The following is a 16,960-nucleotide window of genomic DNA, read 5'->3' on the forward strand; positions in this document are numbered from 1 at the left end:
ACCATCCGGCAGCCCCGCAGCGAGGGGGCGGACAGCGACGCAGGCCGGCCGCAAAATCACGCGCCGGGCAAATTTTTCAGGCCCGGAGACGGGCCGTTTGGAGGAAATGAACTATTTTTGCAGCCGTTATGAAAACCAGACAAGAACTGACCGAAATCCTCGATTTCATTGCGGACTACGCGACCTACCTGCTCGCATCCGGCGTCCACACCTCGCGTGTGATCCGCAATTCGCAGCGTATCGGACAGTCGCAGGGAGTCGACATTCAGCTGTCGAGTTTCCAGAAAAGCACGATCCTCACGGTCCGCGACGACGCGACGGGCGAAGCCGTCACCCGCGTGGTGAAGATTCCCGCCCTGCCGATCAGTTTCGAACGCAACTCCGACCTGAGCGCCCTGAGCTGGGATGCCCTCGACGACCGGCTCCCCCTGGACGAAATCCGCCGGCGCTACGGGGAGCTGATCGACAAACCGCGCATCGACCCGATCTTCGTGCTGGTGACCGTCGGACTGGCCAACGCCTCGTTCTGCCGTCTTTTCGGCGGCGACTGGACAGCCGCGGGCATCGTCTTCACCGCCACGCTCGTGGGGTTCGCCGCCCGGCAGCGGATGCAGGCGCACGGCGTCAACCACTTCCTGATCTTCATCATCTCGGCCTTCATGGCCTCGCTGTGCGCCTCAGCGGCCCTGCGCTTCGACTGCACGGCGGAGACGGCCCTCGCCACGAGCGTACTGTACCTCGTGCCGGGCGTGCCGCTGATCAACGGCGTGATCGACATCGTCGAAGGCCACATCCTGATCGGATTCAGCCGGCTGATCAACGCCCTGCTGCTGATCATCTGCATCGCCATCGGGCTTTCGGCGACTTTGCTAATGGTTAAAAACAGCCTGCTATGATCGCTGCGGACATTCTTCTCGACGGGTTTTTCGCGGCCGTGGCGGCCGTCGGCTTCGGCGCCGTCTCCGATCCCCCGATGCGCGCCTTCCCGCGCATCGCCCTGCTGGCCGCCGTGGGACACGCCCTGCGGTTCTGCCTGATGAACTGCGCCGGCATGGACATCGCCACGGCGTCGCTCTGCGCCGCAACGGCCATCGGCTTCGGAAGCCTCTGGCTGGGCAAGGCCATCCGCTGCCCGATGACGGCGCTTTACATCCCGGCGCTGCTGCCGATGGTTCCGGGCATCTACGCCTACAAGACGGTCTTCTCGCTCATCATGTTCCTCCAGTCGCTCAACGACCCGGGCCAAGGCATGCAGTACATGCAGCTGTTCTTCCTCAACGCCACCGTGTCGTTGAGCGTCATCGCCCTGCTGGCCGCCGGAGCCACGCTGCCGATCTTCGTCTTCAACCGCCGGGCGTTCTCGCTCACGCGGCGCAGAAAAAACGTGAAATAAACCTTCCGCATGGAGACTTTCTGGAATACCATCGCTTCCTACAACGCCGCGACATGGCCCGCACAGCTCGCGCTGACGCTGGCGGCCGTCGTCCTGACCCTGCTGCTCTACTTCCGCCCCTCGCCCGCCGTGCGGATCGCGATGAAGGTGTTCATGGCGCTCCTGAACTTCTGGATCGCCGGGGTCTATTACCTCGTCTGCTGCGAGCCGCGCGAACACCACGACCTGCTGGCGCTGTTCTGGGCCATCATGGGGTGCATCTGGGTCTACGACCTGGCGGTCGGGCACGCCTCGCTGCAACGCACGGGCAACCACAAGGCGTTCGCCGCGCTGCTGTTCGCCATGCCGCTCGTCTACCCGCTGTTCTCGCTCCTGCTGGGCCGCACCTTCCCGATGATCACCTCGCCGGTGATGCCCTGCTCGGTGGCGGTCTTCACGATCGGGCTGATGCTGGCCTTTTCGGAGAGAGTCAACATCGTGCTGGCGATGTTCCTCTGCCACTGGGCGCTGATCGGACTTTCGAAGGTCTACTTCTTCGGCATTCCGGAGGATTACCTGCTGGCATGCAGCATCGTCCCGGCGCTGTACCTCTTCTTCCGCGAATACATCCGCGACAACGCCGGGCGGCCCACGAAACCCTCGCCGCGGGTGCTCAACGCGCTGCTCGCGGTGATGTGCCTGATCATCGGGAGCTTCTTCGCCTTCACGCTGCTGCACCAGCTCAACCTCTTCACCGACTGCTGACACGCCGCACACACGCAAAAAAAGCGCCCGGCCAACCGGACGCTTCTTTTTTTTGCGGCAGACACCGCCTATTCGTTGCGGCGCAGGTCCCACTTGTTGTTGGCGCCGATGACGGCCTCCACCAGGTCGTCGCCGTAAACCGCCATGTTCGAATAGGTCTGGCCGTAGGTCATCGTGGCGTTCGAAGCCCCCGCGAAATCCATCAGCACGATGCCGGCGTTTCCGCGGAAATCGGGCCGGTTCAGCTTGTCCGCCGTATAGCGGTTGTAGCGGTTGGCGCAATAGTCATAGTCGCCCAAAGCCCCGAGGATGCCAAGCCCCGTCACGCTGCAATGGTCTCTGTCATAGCAGCTCACGTAGTTCATGCACCAGCGCGCGACGTCCGTCGCATTGTAGGTGTAGGCGATGCACTCGTCGATGGCCGCATACTTGCTCACGCCGTCCGAAGCCCCGTTCTTGATGTTGTAGAGGTCGTTGACCTTGATCGGAGCCGCCTCGCCGGTGTTGCCGTGGAGCGTGGTCTCGAAGACCACCTTATCGTTCGTCCAGTTCAGATAGGCCCCGAGATACTCCCCGCCATTGTCCGATTTATAATCCTCGCGGATGACGAACAGGATCTTGCCCCGGGCGTCGGCGAGCGTCATCCGCGGCGTGAAGTCGGCGATACGGCCGTTGCAACGGGACTTGATGTAGCTCACGACACTCTTGTTCCACCCTCTTTTATTGGCGTTGGTGGAGGTGTTCTCATATTTCATATGCACGAGCAGCGTCTCGCCCGGATGCTCCTCCAGGAAACGCACGAAGCGGTCGAGCACCTGCGAAAGCAGGAAGGGCGACAGCTCCTGCCGACCGGACGCGCCCGGCGTATAACCGCCGCGGGCCGGATCGCCCAGCACGGAGATGCCGTGATGAATCGGAAGGTCCTTTACGGAAGCCGAAGACGCGCAGGGACGCAGGTCGAACATGCGGACGCCCGCCGCCAGCTGCTCCTCGATGGAAAGTTCCTGCGCCTTGGTGACTTTCGTTGTGTTGGTGTTGCCTAACCAGGAAAGCAGCCATTTGAAATGGTATCTCTCTTGCGGCATACCGCTCTTATATTCGTAGTGCGAGCCGTAGATCGCGCAGGCGTCGTGCGATCCGGGAATGGAGATCTGCGAGAGGAAAGCGTTATCGGGCAGGTATTTCATCCAGTCGGACCGGTCCGAGGCAATGTGCTGGGCCTGGGCCGGCATGTCGCCGACTGAGAACGAATAGCGGTGTCCGGCCCGGAGCGTCGCCGGCGTGGTGTAGCTGTAAGTCCGCCCTTGGGTCGTAACGGCCGTCAGCGTCAGGCCGCGGATGTCCTGCGGCAGCATAAAGGCCGTCACCACGATTTTCGAGCCGGCATTGATCCGGATATAGGGCGCATCGCCCGTCGTCAGATGGAGCGCCAGCACGTTGGAACGCCTGTCGGGATCGACCGTGCTGACGTTGGCGGCGATGTCGTGGGTAAACTGTCCGGCCACGGCGTCGTTCGCGCTCGAAAGGACGAGTTTCTGCACCTCGACCGTCTCGGAAAATCCCACGGACACGGCTACCGTGGTCATCAGCGGACGGAATGCAAACGAAACCACCTCGCCTTGGGCCACATCCTCGGCGCAGGCCGACATGCAGGCATACTGCATGTTGCACTCCCCGTTGTTGCAGGTCTGGACGGCAGGGACCGCCGCCACGACGATCGAACCGGCATTGGCCCGGATCGCCCCGGAGGGATAGAAGGCGTAAAAGTCGTGCAGCCCTTCGCCCCAGACCATCCCGGTATCGCTCAAATCGGCCTCGCTTTCGGTCGCCCCGGAGACGCGAACCTCGACCGTCGCCCGCTGCGGAGCCGTCTGCGGAGAGATGACCTCCACCCGATCGCCGCTGCGCCAGTAGATCGGCCAGGAGCCGTTCGTCAGCGGGCCGTATGCCGTACGGGTTTCAGCCTCCGGCGACTCGTCGCCGTCGTCGATCGAAAGGCGGCAAACGACGGGGTTCCCCGCCGCTGCCGGTTCTTCGGGGCGGGTCCATGCCGTCGTTCCGGCATCGTCCTTCCCGCATCCCGCCAGCAGAAGCGCCAGCAGCGACAAGCGGAAAACAGAACTGTATTTCATATTTTTTGATTTTCAATAAGTTAAATCCCCGTTATCCGAATAGTCCTCCGAAGTCGGACCCAACTCACCCCCGTCGGGCTGCGAGATTGCAAACCCGGCTTCCACCGCAACTGCGAAGACCTCCAGTTCCGGTTTTGTATAAACTGCTTTCATACTTGGATATGGTTATATATAAATCGGGACGGCTGTTGCATCCGTCCCGATCGTATGTATTTTGCCGTGCCGAGATCTATTCGACCGTATAGGTAAAGTCGGCGAGTTCCAAATGACAAGGGGTACCGCCGCCGCTGGAGTAAACCTTCATCATAATCCGCTGACCGTTGGTGACCGTAAAGGTATGGGTCCGGGATACGGAACCGCTGTGTTTCCACGGGCACTCTCCCTCCAGGCTCGACTGAATATTGTCAAAACTCCGGAGGAAGTTCTCCGAAATATCAGCGCCATTGTTTGTCACGCCGATTCGGTATTGAACCGAGCCAACAGTTAACTTATTGGTGGCCGCCGTAAAAGACACCGTCACGGTCTTGGTTCCGTCGCACTGAATCGGAGGCGTTACAAACGCACCGTTCTGCGCCCTGTTGGTGCCGAGGCTGACAGCCTGCAACTGGATACGATTTCTGTTCTTGAGTACGTCACCGTCGGCAGCGTCCTTGTCGCTCTTGATCTCGGAGCGGAGGAAATGCCAGCCATCAAAAATACTTTCCGGATCATACTGCGGTTCTACCTGGAAGAATCCGTTATCCCCATAGGTGCCCGTACCGTATTTCGAGTTTACGCCATCGGGAACCGTAAGCATAAAGCGTTTCGTACGGCAGGGAACATTCATCGTATAGTGGGTATTGCGCTTCAGACCGGCCAGCTGGAACGATTTGTCCGAATAGGTCATGCCGTCGGTGGTCGTAACATGTACGCTCATTTTCGAAGCGACGCCGACGGGCAGCAGGCCCACGGTGAACTCCTTCCGGTCGGTCTCCACGGTGAGCGAGTTGGTCAGGGCCGAAGCGGAGAAAGTTCCGTCGGCATTGACCGTACCGGCCGTCGGCAGCACGTTGTCGTCGGTGGTGAAGGTGACGTATTTCGGGGTCTCGTTGGCGCCCAGAGCGAGCTTCATCCCGATACGGGCCATCAGCGGTCTGAAAGTCAGCGCAATGGGCAGGACAGTCGTTGTCTCGTCGACCACGAACGGGGTCTCGTACACGGTCGAGAACATAAAGTCGTAGGCGGCCAGATCCGTCGAGCAGTAAGCATCGCCCCACGTATGCGTGAAGGTCTTGTTTACAGCGTCGAACGTGGCGGCGCAGAAGGGATAGTGGGCTGCGGCGCACGTGTAGCTGCCGACGGGCACGCTGCCCGAGAAGGTCGTGGTCGCGCCCGTCCTGTCGACCGTGAATTCGCAGACCTCCGTCGTGGAACCGTTGTAGAGAGATACGGCGACCTTGTAGCCTGCGACCCAGGAGGTCGTCGTGCCGTCAACCGATGTGCGGGTTTCGCCGGAAGCCACGTTCTCGGGGATGGTCACCTGAACATATTTCCGCAAGTCCTCCGGAGCGGAAACGCCGTCATCCTTGCTGCATGCACCCATGCCGACTGCGGCAAGAGTCGCTATAATCAATAATTTTTTCATCGTGCATTCTCTGTTTTGAATGTTGGTTTTCGGGTATCCGATCTCATCAGTAGGTTTCGTCGTATCCCAGCTCACCGCCGCCTTCTCCCGGCTCGATGTCGCTGCTTACAGCAAACCCCTTTTCGACGCGGACGGAGATCAGAAACAGCTCCGGTGCCTCATAAGGCATTAACAATTTATTCATGGCTTCTTTTTCGTTGAATGTGACGTTTGTATATGATTCGGCTGAATTATTCCACAATGACAGCGCGATTCAGTTCCGGCTCGGAGAACCGGTTGTTCGTATCGCCCTCGGCCTTCCTGACCAGACGCTCCGGAGCGACGCCGTACTTGTTTTTCAACAGGTCGTAGACATACTCCATCCGCTGCTCGCTCAGACGCTGGTTCAGCTCCCGGTTGCCGGTATCCTTGTCGGCCGAGCCGATCAGCGTGAAGGTCTTGTCGCTGTCGAGCTTCATGGCATTCCTGACATAGAATTCGAGGTTCGTCAGCTCCTTGCTGTCGAGCGTGGCCTTGCCGATCCTGAAGAAGAGCACCACGGGCGATGCGGAGACCTTCTGTTCGACGACGACCTTGGCGGGCGCGTTGCGCAGTTTCTCGTTCTCGTCGTTCAGGACGGAATTTTTCGAGGCAAGGTCGGTGTTGTTCTCCTCAAGATTCCGAATCCGGTCGAGATAGGGCGTAACGTCCACCGGCTGCACGTTCGAGGCGCGCACGAAGCCGCGGCGGTTGAACTTGTAAGCCAGGCCGGCCGTCACCGAAAGCATTCCCTCGCCGGTGCGGCCGCCGGTCACACCGTCGAAACGCTGGTTGACGAGCAGGCAGCGGGCTTCGAGCGTCAGGTCGAGCGAGCTGCACAGGCGCACCACGTTCAGCAGGCCGGCATCGAAGCCGATCTCGTTGTCATGGGCGTCGTTGCCGTAGGAGCGCGCCCAGCCGACACCGACAAAAGGCACGAAATTCCACGTACGGCTCTCCTTGTAGCCGCTCACGGCGTTCGAGAAGTTCCACATGGCGTCGGCGTGCAGGTACATCACGCCGAATTTTTCCCGGAACAGGCCGCCGTCTGCGCTCTTGGCGTAGAGCGTTCCGGCAGAGGTCCAGCCTTTGGCCTGCAAGCCCGCGTAGCCGACGCGCGCACCGATCGAAGGCGTGAACCATTTGCCGACATGGATGTCCATCGCCGGAGCCAGGCGCTTCCCGAATTTTCCTTCGGAGTCGTTCTCACCGAAATAAAGGTTCACACCTCCGGCCACTCCGACGAAAACATTATCGAAAAAGCGATTGGTTTCATAAGGCCCCCGTACGATGCGGTTCTGCGCATCCCGGTTCCCGTTTTCCTGGGCAGAAGCAAATCCGCCCGCGAAAACGAACAATGCAATAATGTAGAGACGTTTCATTTTTCGGGTTATTAATTAAGTGTGTTGTTCCGCATGTTCTGTCGTTTGTAAATTCATATGGGGCAATTTGGCCCTGCTCCGTTCGGACAGCGCCGGGGAGTCGAGTTCGTCGACGTAGATGCTCGAGAGATATTCGCGCGTCAGCGCGTCGTACCGTTTGTTCACCTTGTGCAAAGGCTGCATCGTGTAGGTGTTCTCGTACGACCAGAAAGCATTCGATGTCTCGTGGATGCCGCCCTCCAGCCGGATGACCAGATCGTACAGGCTCGGGCGGACATCGGGATTCCACTCGTAGGTGGTCCGGCTCGACTGGATGTCGCAGGTCACAAAGTCGGTCTTGGCAACCAACTCCCGCAGGGCGCGGCGATACATATAGGTATCCGCATGCGGAGCCACGCAAGCCGCCAGCAATTCGGAGCTTTTCATGGGAGGAACCCCGGCTTCCGCCGCCTTGCGCAATGTGAGCAGAATCTTCACCGCCCACAAAATCTTAAGAGAGAGTGTCAACTTGTAATCTGTTTTAATACAACCGGTACACCATTCTCCCGAGTCCCATTACTGTAAATAATGGGTCTTGTTTACATAAAGCAATGACAGTCAGCTAAAAAAGACATATTTGGACACGATGCAGAGCCAAAAAACGGATTTTATGTCCGCAACCCGGTCCGAAAAATGAGATGGATATGCAAAACACGAATAATCAGATTATTATCGGATTATTTGCATTTTTTTAATGTAAAATATTTGGTTATAATCAGAAATAACCTTACCTTCGCAGACGATGGGAATTGTTTAAATAGCAATCATTTATGTCCCGAAGACACATTATTTACAGTAATGGGCCTTGTTTCCGTCATCCGCACCGTTTTTTCCTTGTATCCATTTGATCCGAATATCGCCTGAATCGGTCCGATCTTCACAGATTGATGATTTTCCGATTGGCTTTGTCGATGACGCTGCGGTCGAGCTGCGCAAGATAGACGCGCGTCGTCCGCTCGGAGGTATGCCCCATGCCGGCGCTGATCACCGTCAGCGGCGTGCCGCAGTCGCGGGCCAGCGTCGCCCACGAGTGCCGGGCCACGTAAAAGGTCAGCGGCTCGGAGATTCCCAGCAGCTCGCCGATTTTACGGATGAATTTGTTCAGCTCGCGCTGCTGCTGACGATAGGCGCGGTAGCTGTCGTCGGCGGTCAGGACGGGCAGCACGTAGGGAGAATCGCTGTCGTAGCGGTCGATGATTTTTTGCAGGGGCGCTTCGACGCGCAGGGAAAGCGTCTGGCCTGTTTTTTTGCGCCGGTAGGTCAGCACTCCGTCACGGACATCGCTTTTGCGCAGGTAGATCATGTCGACGAACGACATGCCCCGGGTGTAGAAACTGAACATGAAAAGATCGCGCGCCAGCGCATATTTGGGATGCAAGGCCGAAAGGTCGGCACCGCCGATCCGCCGGAGCGTCTCGCGCGGCAGGGCGCGCTTGCGGGTCGCCACCTGTTTGATGAGCCTGCGGCGAAAAGGATTGCTGCCCGCAGCGGGGAAAAGCCCCTGTTCGACGGCCCGGTTGTAAACGGCCCGCAGGGAGCGCATGTGGAATACGACGGAATTGGTCCCGAGACCCCGCGCCAGAAGCCACCGCTCGTAATGTTCGAGCCATTCGGCGGTGAACTGTTCCGGAGGCAGCTTGCCTCCGCCCACATACCGGACGAGCATACGGTAGGCCATCCGGTAGTTTGCAGTCGAACCGTTCCGCCCCGTCCGTTCGCACTCCCCGACGTGGCGTGCGAAACAGGAGATAAAATCAGGGAGGGTTTTGTTGCGGGTCGCGCCCGCAAATACGGCCTGCCCCATGTAAGCAAGGCAGGACATGCCGGTTAAATCTGGTAAGTGCATCATAGAATAAAATTTAGTGAAACTGCGTTGCAAGATAGGAAGCCGCAAATCAAAGACCGCCTGAAGTCACCTAAAGATTCGCAGAAACGGCGGAAGGCCCGACCACCGGGCACAGTTTCGAGAGCCGAAAGGAGCATAGGAGGGTCCGGCCATGCGCTTGCAGAGGAAGCATGACGCACAAAACAGAGGAAAACGGGAACAGCGCACGACGCGGAACAAGAATACGGTTATTCACGGAGTCGGGATCGCCGCCATCCGGAACCGAAGGACGACATGGCGGGGCACATGCCGCTCACCAACGGCGCAACAGCCGCAAAGGAAACCGGATACCGTGTCGGGAAGAGCAAGAAAAACCCGGAAATGGCGATGGATGCAGCCGACACGTCTGCCGGGCGATCGCCGAAGCGGCGGGCGGCGAAGTCGGATTCCCGTCCGAACCGGATGCGGCCGGCAGGAAAACGAAAGTCCCCATCCGCAATGCCATCCGGCATTTTTCGGCGTATAGGTCATTTCGGGTGCTAAAATCGTTGTAATACTGGTGTCTGTCAGTATGATATGACCATTCAAAACTTTTGAACACATATTTGATGCGAGCGCTTTCGCTCTATAGGTCAAAACGGGTGCTGAAAATGGCACCCGTTTTTGGTGGATTCATCTGTATTTTGTTATTTTGCATTGCGGCTTAAAGCGTAACGGAGCTCTGCTGGGGAGCACCTCCGCCAGGAATAAAGCCGTCCAATATGCATAATGCGATTCAGGAGATGGCCTTAGCGGTTGTCTCCTTTTTCATTATGCAATTTGGCATATGCCAAGAAAAACCCGTTCATCATCCGCTTGCGGTTTTCCTCAATCATTCCCGGATGATTCCGCAAGGCTTTCTTCATGTCGGTGAATGTGCCTTCGATCATATTGTTTGTGTTGGGCATACCTCTGACTTTCTCGTATGTAAACAAAAAGGAAGGTAGGTCGATATGCTGACCATGGCAGATCTGAGCCGTTGATGGGTATATATCGTGCGTCCGGTAATCTCGTTGACCGTCTTTTCTTTCAGGAAGTCATGCCATTTCCTCTTCCATTTCTCAAATGCACTGACGAATGCACTTTCATTCATGTCTTTTAGACGGTATGCAAGATCCAATAACTCCTTTCCTGCCTCAAGTTGCGGATTCTTGGTCAGTTTTCTTCTTATTATCGCCACCATGTGGAACTGGCACATCTGTATTCTGTATTCCGAAAGGACGGTAAACAGCTTTTGAAAACCATCAATGACAATCCCCTGAATGGCATACCCGCATCCTACTATATGTTTCACAGCGTCCTCGTAATCACTGATGTGCTCGTGGGCGATATGCTTCATGTAAAGAAGTCTGCCGCTTCCGCTTTCCAGAGCCAGCAGCACTCCTGTATTGCGCCCAAAATACGTGGCGTCGAGATGTATCACACCGCTTCCTTTGATCCAGGCTGTTCCCAGCTGAACGAAATGGAGGCAAGCCGACGTGTCACGGTCGAAGCACTGAGACCTGTAGTTTCACTGATCTGGGCTATTGTCTGCTTGCCGTGCAGGTACATCTCCCAGATGTCTTCTTTTGTAAAATCACGCCCGCCGCTGAAGCGGCGTCCACAAACCATGCACTTGTATCGTTGGACGCTTTTGCGTTTTCCGTCCTTCTTTACAATGGGGGAATTGCATGTCGGGCATTTTTTTGTTCATAATGCAATTTCTATATTTTCAAATGCCAAAATATACTGAAAATCAAATAGAATGCCACGCTATCGGCACCCGTTTTGACCTATAGCGTGGCGTTTTCCTGTTTTTGAGGCGTTTCAGCACCCGTTTTGACTAATAAGTCCATTTTTCACGCCTCATGCACACCCCGGCAAAAGCAAAACGTCGCCTGATCAATTGACCAAGCGACGTTTTCAGTACCCGGAGCCGCATTTGAATATATTAAATTCTATTAAACTTAAATAGAGGCAAGAATGAATAAATTTATATTTATTTTATTTATTATCAATAATATATAAATATTCAATCATTTTACCAGATAAATTCAGATTAAACATATTTTAGCAGATGTGGGGAAAATGTGGGGAATTTTTCGTATTTTTGCTCTGTCAATCCGGAATCTGGGTACTATGAAAATAACTCTCATCATCAAAAAGAGCGTAAAACGCTATGATACAGAATCGAAGGCGACCATTTACGCACGTCTGCGGGATGGCAGACAGGTAGATATGGTCGCACCGACCCGGCTCACCATCAATCCCAATCTTTGGGATGACAAGGCCGAACAGGTCAAAAGCAAAATCGTTTGCGACGACGAAATGCGTTCCTATTACAACGATGAAGCCCGCAAACTCAAGTCCTACCTCGAAAAAGCCTATCAGTCCCGACAGACGGCAGAACCGCAGAAAGAGTGGCTGAAAGAGACTTTGGAACAATATTACAATCCGCAAAAGTACAATGTCGAAACGGCCACGGAAGAAACGGCCAAACCGACATTGATCGCATTGTTCGACGAATTTCTCGAAAAGCACCGTCTTTCCGATGTCCGCAAAAAGAATTACCGGGTCATCAAACGAGGATTACAGCGGTATGAACTTTATATCCGGACAACCAAGAGGGGGCAAAAAGCATTCGTATTGGACATCGATCAAGTAACGGCCGACACCTTGCGGAATATTTGGGATTTTTTGGAAAATGAATACCGCTACTGCGCTCTTTACCCGGAAATCTACGAAGCTATCCCCGAAGCACGCACACCGCAACCCAGAGGAAAGAATACGTTATTGGATTGTTTCTCGCGCATCCGAACTTTCTTCTACTGGTGCAACAGCAACAAAAAGACCCGTAACCGACCGTTCGACGATTTCCCGTTGGAGGAATGCACATACGGAACGCCTTATTATATCACGGTCGAGGAGTTGCACAAGATTTACGGCACGAATCTGATGCGGCATCCGCAACTGGCCGTTCAGCGCGACATCTTCGTTTTTCAATGTCTGATCGGCTGCCGGGTGGGTGATCTGCTGAAAATGACGAAATCGAATCTGATCGACGGAGCCATCGAGTACATACCACGCAAGACCAAAGAAGGGCGGCCGCTGACCGTGCGGGTTCCGCTGAATCAGACAGCCAAAGAGATCGTATCCCGTTATAAAAGTCTGGACGGCGACAAACTGCTACCGTTCATCTCCGAGCAGAAATACAATCTGGCGATCAAGCGGATTTTCAAAGCTGCCGGATTGAAACGGTTGGTTACGGTCATAAACCCCACTACTCGCGAAGAAGAAAAGAGGGTGCTTTACGAGATCGCCTCGTCGCATCTGGCCCGCCGAACATTCGTCGGAAACCTGTACAAGCAAGTCAAAGATCCCAATCTGGTCGGAGCTTTAAGCGGACATAAGGAAGGCAGCAAGGCTTTCGCACGTTATCGCACCATCGACGATGAAATGAAAAAAGAATTAGTAAATTTGTTATCGTAAAGGAGATGATTGCGTCCGCAGCGCGGTCGGAATGCAACGAACATTAGCCCGCAATCATAAATCACATTAAACAGTGATTTTATTTGACTTATTCATAAATTGCGCTATATTTGCATTAAAATCACATCAAATTGGGATTTATGGACAAAGTCGGTAATGCAATAAAAGAGCGCCGCAAGATATTGAAAATAACGCAACGGACACTTGCGGAATTGGCCGGTGTGGGTATCAATACGCTCACAAAAATTGAGCGCGGAGAAGGGAATCCCACGATCGAAGTTCTTGAAAAAATACTCGATACACTGGGGCTGGAACTACAAATCGGAATCAAACAGCGGAATGAATCATGAGACAAGGGGCAGTATACATGAATGGCAAGTTAGCCGGCATATTGACAGAAATATCGCCGACTGAATATGTTTTCAAATACGATGATACATACTATGCTGATGATATGCAGCCAGCCGTCAGTCTGACATTACCCAAAACACAACAGGAGTATAGATCAGCCTATCTGTTCCCCTTTTTCAGCAACATGCTTTCCGAGGGCCGCAACCGCATCGTTCAATCCCGCATGCTGCATATCGATGAAAACGACCATTTCGGCATTCTGCTGGCAACAGCGCAAACGGATGTTGCCGGAGCAGTAACCGTAAAACCCCTATAACAATGAACCCGATTACGATTTGCCCGTCCACATTGGCCGAAGGATATGACAGCTACTCTCCGATTGCGATAAAACATCTGTTCGACGGCCGGCAAGTGTCTCCATTTTTGGATTATACACCCATTGATGACGACAACAATTCCGCAGCCCAAGAAGAGTTTCTGCACAATCAGGAGCGAATCTCGCTGTCGGGAGTACAACCCAAATATTCGATGATCGTTCGCAACGGTAAACTGGCTTTAACTCAAAAAGGCGAACAAGGCCACTATATCCTCAAACCGAAGTTAAGCGATTTCCGCAACCGGATATATAGTTCCGCGAATGAGAATCTGACCATGCAAATCGCGTCACAGGTATTCGGAATCGAAACCGCCGCAAACGGACTTTGCTTTTTCAAAGGAGGAGAACCGGCTTATATCACCAAACGGTTCGATGTCAAACCCGACGGCACAAAGCGCAGAAAAGAAGATTTCGCATCGCTCGCCGGACTGACTACGCAAAACGGCGGTAAGAATTACAAATATGAGTACTTGACATACGAAGAATGCGGAGAGTTAATTCGACGATACCTGCCTGCATGGAAAGTAGAGACCCTGAAATTTTTCGATCTCATCATATTCAATTTTCTGATTTGCAACGGCGACGCCCATCTGAAAAATTTTTCGGTACTCGAAACCGAATCAGGCGATTTCCGTCTGTCCCCGGCATACGACCTGATAAATACCAAACTGCATGTAGACGACCGGATATTCGCTCTCGACAAAGGGTTGCTGAAAGACAATGCCGCCGAATCTATGCCTTATGGAATGACCAACAGCACAACTTTCCGGGAATTCGGCAAAAGATTAGGGCTCCCCGACAAAACTATCCGACGGGAACTCGACAAATTCTGCACCTCTTATCCGCTTTTAGATACGCTGATCGCCAACTCCTATTTATCCGATGAATTGAAAGAGAATTACCGGAATATGTATCTCGGACGGCGGGATTCTTACCTAAAAATCGGGTTATAACATTACGACTTATGGGTCAGCAGGAATACGAGGCTTTCAAAGCAAAGTTACGGGAATGGATGGACACCCACCTCGAAGAATACGCCGCATTCGAAGAGGCGATGAACGCCCGTGACTATGCAGGGTGCCAGTCGGTCATATTCCAAGCCATGTCCCTTATCCCCCGGTACCGGCGCCTCATGTCCGACAAAGCCAATGAAGGACTGTTCGAGCATGTCGATGAAATCGAGCAGGCAGCCCAACAACACGACCTTGCCGGCAAGATCATCCGGGAGTGCGAACAGCCCGGCAAGGATTCCACACTCCCGGCAATGCTTTGCTGGCTCTACTTCGGCAAGAGTTTCGAACGGATGGTGGAGCGTTGCGAAGAGCTGCGGCGCTCGCCCGATCTGGGATTCTTGCAGAAAATGACCATGAGTGCCACGATCAAACTGCTAATCTCCCGCTCCATCAAATTAGAACTGCGCACCAAGCAGGATTGGGATGCCCACCGCGAAGCGATACGGCTGGCCGAAAGCGACCGAGTGCTGGAATGGGCAACGGGCACTCTTCTTGTCGAAGATGCAGGTGAAAAGAGGAAGCCCGGCAGGCCGAGCGCAGCCAGATCATTGGTGGAAATGTTTTCGCCAATTGTCACACATCCCGCTGAGTTGCGAAGAAAGATCGGCGAATACCTCACGAGGAAACACACCCAGACCGACATCGCACGTCTGAAGATCGCTCTCGATGAATTACGCTATCTGGTGGTTCCAATCAATATCAAGCCATTCCGCGATGCCCTGCAAGCAGAATACGGCTCTGACATCCGCATCGTCCACGAGCGGGGCATACAGGAAGCATACAGCCGTCTGACGGAACCGCTGCTTATCGGATCGGCCGTCAGCAGTCGGGGCGGCGAGGCCCTTATCATCCGGGAAATAAAAGATTTTCTATCGCAATAAGGCTCGTTAAATTCGTCTTAACACACCGCGAATTAAACGCTTAAACATCGTTCAATCATAACATTATATTTGCGCCGTCGCTCGGATTTCCGGGCGGCGGCGCTGCTTTCCCGTCCGCCGGAAGGCTGCGCCTCACAACGGGCGGAAAGCAATGTATGAAAGATTTATTATCCATCCTCCGGGATGCTCCGGGCAGCATCCGGCTGGAGGTAAGCGGCGAGGATCTGTTGGCTTTCTCCAAAAGCCTTATCGACCGCGCCAAAGAAGAGCTGGCTGCACAAGTCGCCGAAGCCCGCAAGGAACGTTACCTGACCAAAGAACAGGTCAAAGAGCTATGCGATGTTTGCGATGCGACGCTCTGGCATTGGAACCGCAAAGGATATCTGAAAGCCGTTAAGGTCGGGAACAAGGTTCGCTACCGCACCTCGGACATTCAACGGATTCTCGGCGAACAAGATGGCAAATAAGGTGTCAGACAGCGTTGCAGCCCCCGGCAAGCAGTCCCGGAACGAGCGTATCGAGGAGTTCCTGCGGGAGCATTACGCCTTCCGCTACAACACAGTCAAAAGCCGTGCGGAGTTCCGCAGCAGCGACGGCGAGTTCCTCCCCGTGACCAAATACCGGCTTAACTCCTTCCGGCGGGAGCTCGACCGCACCATCGGCATCTCCACCTCGGCGGAGAACCTGCGCAGCATGCTCGAAAGCGACTTTTCCGAGCGTGTGAATCCCGTGCAGGCGTATTTTCATAAACTGCCGCCGGCAACGGGAACGCAGGCCATCGACGAACTGACCGCGACCGTCACTGTGCGCAACGCCCGGCATTGGTCGGAGGACCTGACCAAATGGCTCGTCGGTGTGGTCGCCAATGCGATGAACGACGTTGGGTGTCAGAACCATGTCTGTCTGGTATTGACCGGTGAGCAAGGAAAGTTCAAGACCACATGGCTCGACAACCTCTGTCCCCGCTCACTCGCCAGTTATCTTTTCACGGGAAAGATCGACCCGCAGAACAAGGACATGCTGACGCTGGTCGCCGAATACCTCTTCATCAACATCGACGACCAGCTGAAGGCGCTCAACAAACGGGATGAAAACGAGCTTAAGAACCTCATCACGGCTCCTTCGGTCAAATACCGGCGGCCCTACGACGTTTACATCGAAGAGTATCCCCACTTGGCGAGCTTCATGGCCTCGGTGAACGGGAACGACTTTCTGACCGACCCGACCGGCTCGCGGCGCTTCCTGCCCTTCGAGGTGTTATCCATCGACATCGACCGGGCGATATGGGTCAATATGGATCGGGTATATGCCGAAGCCCGAACACTCCTGAGCAACGGATTCCGCTATTGGTTCGACGAAGCCGAAATCGAAGAACTGCACCGGGGAAACGCCGCATTCCATGTCCAGACCATCGAATACGAAATGCTGCTGAAAGGGTTCGAGAAGCCTCCGGAACATGCCGTCACGGATTGCTTTATGACCACCGTGGAGATTCTGAACTACCTGCGCAGCTATTCGTCGCTGAACCTCTCCGAAAAACGCATGGGCGAAGCCTTGCGCAAGGCCGGGTTCGAATGACGCTCGAAGCGTATCAACGGAAATCCCGTCTACGGCTGGGTCATTGAAAAAATCTCACCCAACCCTTTCGTCTCTTACGGATTGTAGTTACTACGCT

At 54.8% G+C, this 16,960-nt stretch carries 16 protein-coding genes and 2 pseudogenes; 10 read left to right on the forward strand and 8 right to left on the reverse strand.

What is annotated here, in order from left to right; genetic code table 11:
* Positions 1 to 128 precede the first annotated feature (128 nt).
* Genes NQ492_RS04010 through NQ492_RS04020 form a run of 3 tightly spaced genes read left to right on the forward strand, consistent with a single transcriptional unit; the run spans position 129 to position 2,137 of the window.
* Positions 129 to 896 carry a threonine/serine exporter family protein gene (locus NQ492_RS04010; RefSeq protein WP_015548013.1) on the forward strand — a complete coding sequence of 256 codons (768 nt, stop codon included), beginning with the start codon at positions 129 to 131 and terminating at the stop codon, positions 894 to 896.
* On the forward strand, positions 893 to 1,393 hold the full coding sequence (locus NQ492_RS04015) for a threonine/serine exporter family protein (RefSeq protein ID WP_015548014.1): 501 nt from the start codon (positions 893 to 895) through the stop codon (positions 1,391 to 1,393). Before NQ492_RS04010 ends, NQ492_RS04015 begins: the two co-directional genes overlap by 4 nt.
* Before the next feature lie 9 nt (positions 1,394 to 1,402).
* Positions 1,403 to 2,137, forward strand: coding sequence for a DUF6064 family protein (locus NQ492_RS04020; RefSeq protein ID WP_015548015.1), 735 nt, complete (start codon positions 1,403 to 1,405; stop codon positions 2,135 to 2,137).
* A gap of 68 nt (positions 2,138 to 2,205) precedes the next feature.
* Here the strand turns inward: NQ492_RS04020 and NQ492_RS04025 are convergent, their stop codons facing one another.
* From NQ492_RS04025 to NQ492_RS16330, 8 genes and pseudogenes are all read right to left on the reverse strand, one after another.
* The gene (locus NQ492_RS04025; protein WP_015548016.1) at positions 2,206 to 4,269 is read right to left on the reverse strand and encodes a fimbrillin family protein; all 2,064 of its coding nucleotides are present in this window, start codon (positions 4,267 to 4,269) and stop codon (positions 2,206 to 2,208) included.
* A 12-nt stretch (positions 4,270 to 4,281) separates the two neighbouring features.
* Complete coding sequence (locus NQ492_RS04030; protein WP_015548017.1) at positions 4,282 to 4,422, reverse strand: hypothetical protein; 141 nt, start codon at positions 4,420 to 4,422, stop codon at positions 4,282 to 4,284.
* Between the two features lie 76 nt (positions 4,423 to 4,498).
* On the reverse strand, positions 4,499 to 5,893 hold the full coding sequence (locus NQ492_RS04035; RefSeq protein ID WP_044054605.1) for a fimbrillin family protein: 1,395 nt from the start codon (positions 5,891 to 5,893) through the stop codon (positions 4,499 to 4,501).
* A 46-nt stretch (positions 5,894 to 5,939) separates the two neighbouring features.
* Positions 5,940 to 6,077 (reverse strand): hypothetical protein, encoded by a 138-nt coding sequence (locus NQ492_RS04040; RefSeq protein ID WP_022061261.1) that lies wholly within the window; start codon positions 6,075 to 6,077, stop codon positions 5,940 to 5,942.
* A 46-nt stretch (positions 6,078 to 6,123) separates the two neighbouring features.
* Positions 6,124 to 7,293, reverse strand: a complete 1,170-nt coding sequence (locus NQ492_RS04045) for an OmpA family protein (RefSeq protein ID WP_015548020.1) — start codon at positions 7,291 to 7,293, stop codon at positions 6,124 to 6,126.
* 15 nt (positions 7,294 to 7,308) lie between these two features.
* The gene (locus NQ492_RS04050; protein WP_022061263.1) at positions 7,309 to 7,800 is read right to left on the reverse strand and encodes a hypothetical protein; all 492 of its coding nucleotides are present in this window, start codon (positions 7,798 to 7,800) and stop codon (positions 7,309 to 7,311) included.
* 409 nt (positions 7,801 to 8,209) lie between these two features.
* The gene (locus NQ492_RS04055; protein WP_044054606.1) at positions 8,210 to 9,181 is read right to left on the reverse strand and encodes a tyrosine-type recombinase/integrase; all 972 of its coding nucleotides are present in this window, start codon (positions 9,179 to 9,181) and stop codon (positions 8,210 to 8,212) included.
* A 764-nt stretch (positions 9,182 to 9,945) separates the two neighbouring features.
* A pseudogene (locus NQ492_RS16330) lies at positions 9,946 to 10,855 on the reverse strand (IS256 family transposase, variant Zn-binding type).
* A gap of 459 nt (positions 10,856 to 11,314) precedes the next feature.
* Here NQ492_RS16330 and NQ492_RS04075 point away from each other — a divergent pair.
* From NQ492_RS04075 to NQ492_RS04105, 7 genes and pseudogenes are all read left to right on the forward strand, one after another.
* Positions 11,315 to 12,664: a site-specific integrase gene (locus tag NQ492_RS04075; protein ID WP_044054607.1), complete on the forward strand. Its 1,350-nt coding sequence runs from the start codon at positions 11,315 to 11,317 to the stop codon at positions 12,662 to 12,664.
* 140 nt (positions 12,665 to 12,804) lie between these two features.
* Positions 12,805 to 13,014, forward strand: coding sequence for a helix-turn-helix domain-containing protein (locus NQ492_RS04080; protein WP_015548023.1), 210 nt, complete (start codon positions 12,805 to 12,807; stop codon positions 13,012 to 13,014).
* A complete protein-coding gene (locus NQ492_RS04085; protein ID WP_014775883.1) occupies positions 13,011 to 13,331 on the forward strand; it encodes a HipA N-terminal domain-containing protein in 321 nt (106 codons plus the stop codon). The genes NQ492_RS04080 and NQ492_RS04085 overlap by 4 nt, the downstream gene beginning before the upstream one ends.
* A 2-nt stretch (positions 13,332 to 13,333) precedes the next feature.
* Complete coding sequence (locus tag NQ492_RS04090) at positions 13,334 to 14,344, forward strand: type II toxin-antitoxin system HipA family toxin (protein WP_009597477.1); 1,011 nt, start codon at positions 13,334 to 13,336, stop codon at positions 14,342 to 14,344.
* 11 nt (positions 14,345 to 14,355) lie between these two features.
* Complete coding sequence (locus NQ492_RS04095) at positions 14,356 to 15,285, forward strand: DUF6043 family protein (RefSeq protein ID WP_015548024.1); 930 nt, start codon at positions 14,356 to 14,358, stop codon at positions 15,283 to 15,285.
* A 155-nt stretch (positions 15,286 to 15,440) separates the two neighbouring features.
* Positions 15,441 to 15,752 (forward strand): helix-turn-helix transcriptional regulator, encoded by a 312-nt coding sequence (locus NQ492_RS04100; RefSeq protein WP_009597484.1) that lies wholly within the window; start codon positions 15,441 to 15,443, stop codon positions 15,750 to 15,752.
* A pseudogene (locus NQ492_RS04105) lies at positions 15,742 to 16,950 on the forward strand (virulence-associated E family protein). Before NQ492_RS04100 ends, NQ492_RS04105 begins: the two are co-directional and overlap by 11 nt.
* The last annotated feature ends 10 nt before the right edge of the window (positions 16,951 to 16,960 follow it).

This window comes from Alistipes shahii WAL 8301, assembly GCF_025145845.1.
In the GTDB taxonomy this organism is placed as follows: domain Bacteria; phylum Bacteroidota; class Bacteroidia; order Bacteroidales; family Rikenellaceae; genus Alistipes; species Alistipes shahii.

Bases quoted from the DNA above. Each gene is read 5' to 3' on its own strand.
- NQ492_RS04010 (WP_015548013.1), top strand. From the start codon at position 129: ATGAAAACCAGACAAGAACTGACCGAAATCCTCGATTTCATTGCGGAC.
- NQ492_RS04015 (WP_015548014.1), top strand. From the start codon at position 893: ATGATCGCTGCGGACATTCTTCTCGACGGGTTTTTCGCGGCCGTGGCG.
- NQ492_RS04020 (WP_015548015.1), top strand. From the start codon at position 1,403: ATGGAGACTTTCTGGAATACCATCGCTTCCTACAACGCCGCGACATGG.
- NQ492_RS04025 (WP_015548016.1), bottom strand. From the start codon at position 4,269: ATGAAATACAGTTCTGTTTTCCGCTTGTCGCTGCTGGCGCTTCTGCTG.
- NQ492_RS04030 (WP_015548017.1), bottom strand. From the start codon at position 4,422: ATGAAAGCAGTTTATACAAAACCGGAACTGGAGGTCTTCGCAGTTGCG.
- NQ492_RS04035 (WP_044054605.1), bottom strand. From the start codon at position 5,893: ATGAAAAAATTATTGATTATAGCGACTCTTGCCGCAGTCGGCATGGGT.
- NQ492_RS04040 (WP_022061261.1), bottom strand. From the start codon at position 6,077: ATGAATAAATTGTTAATGCCTTATGAGGCACCGGAGCTGTTTCTGATC.
- NQ492_RS04045 (WP_015548020.1), bottom strand. From the start codon at position 7,293: ATGAAACGTCTCTACATTATTGCATTGTTCGTTTTCGCGGGCGGATTT.
- NQ492_RS04055 (WP_044054606.1), bottom strand. From the start codon at position 9,181: ATGATGCACTTACCAGATTTAACCGGCATGTCCTGCCTTGCTTACATG.
- NQ492_RS04075 (WP_044054607.1), top strand. From the start codon at position 11,315: ATGAAAATAACTCTCATCATCAAAAAGAGCGTAAAACGCTATGATACA.
- NQ492_RS04080 (WP_015548023.1), top strand. From the start codon at position 12,805: ATGGACAAAGTCGGTAATGCAATAAAAGAGCGCCGCAAGATATTGAAA.
- NQ492_RS04085 (WP_014775883.1), top strand. From the start codon at position 13,011: ATGAGACAAGGGGCAGTATACATGAATGGCAAGTTAGCCGGCATATTG.
- NQ492_RS04090 (WP_009597477.1), top strand. From the start codon at position 13,334: ATGAACCCGATTACGATTTGCCCGTCCACATTGGCCGAAGGATATGAC.
- NQ492_RS04095 (WP_015548024.1), top strand. From the start codon at position 14,356: ATGGGTCAGCAGGAATACGAGGCTTTCAAAGCAAAGTTACGGGAATGG.
- NQ492_RS04100 (WP_009597484.1), top strand. From the start codon at position 15,441: ATGAAAGATTTATTATCCATCCTCCGGGATGCTCCGGGCAGCATCCGG.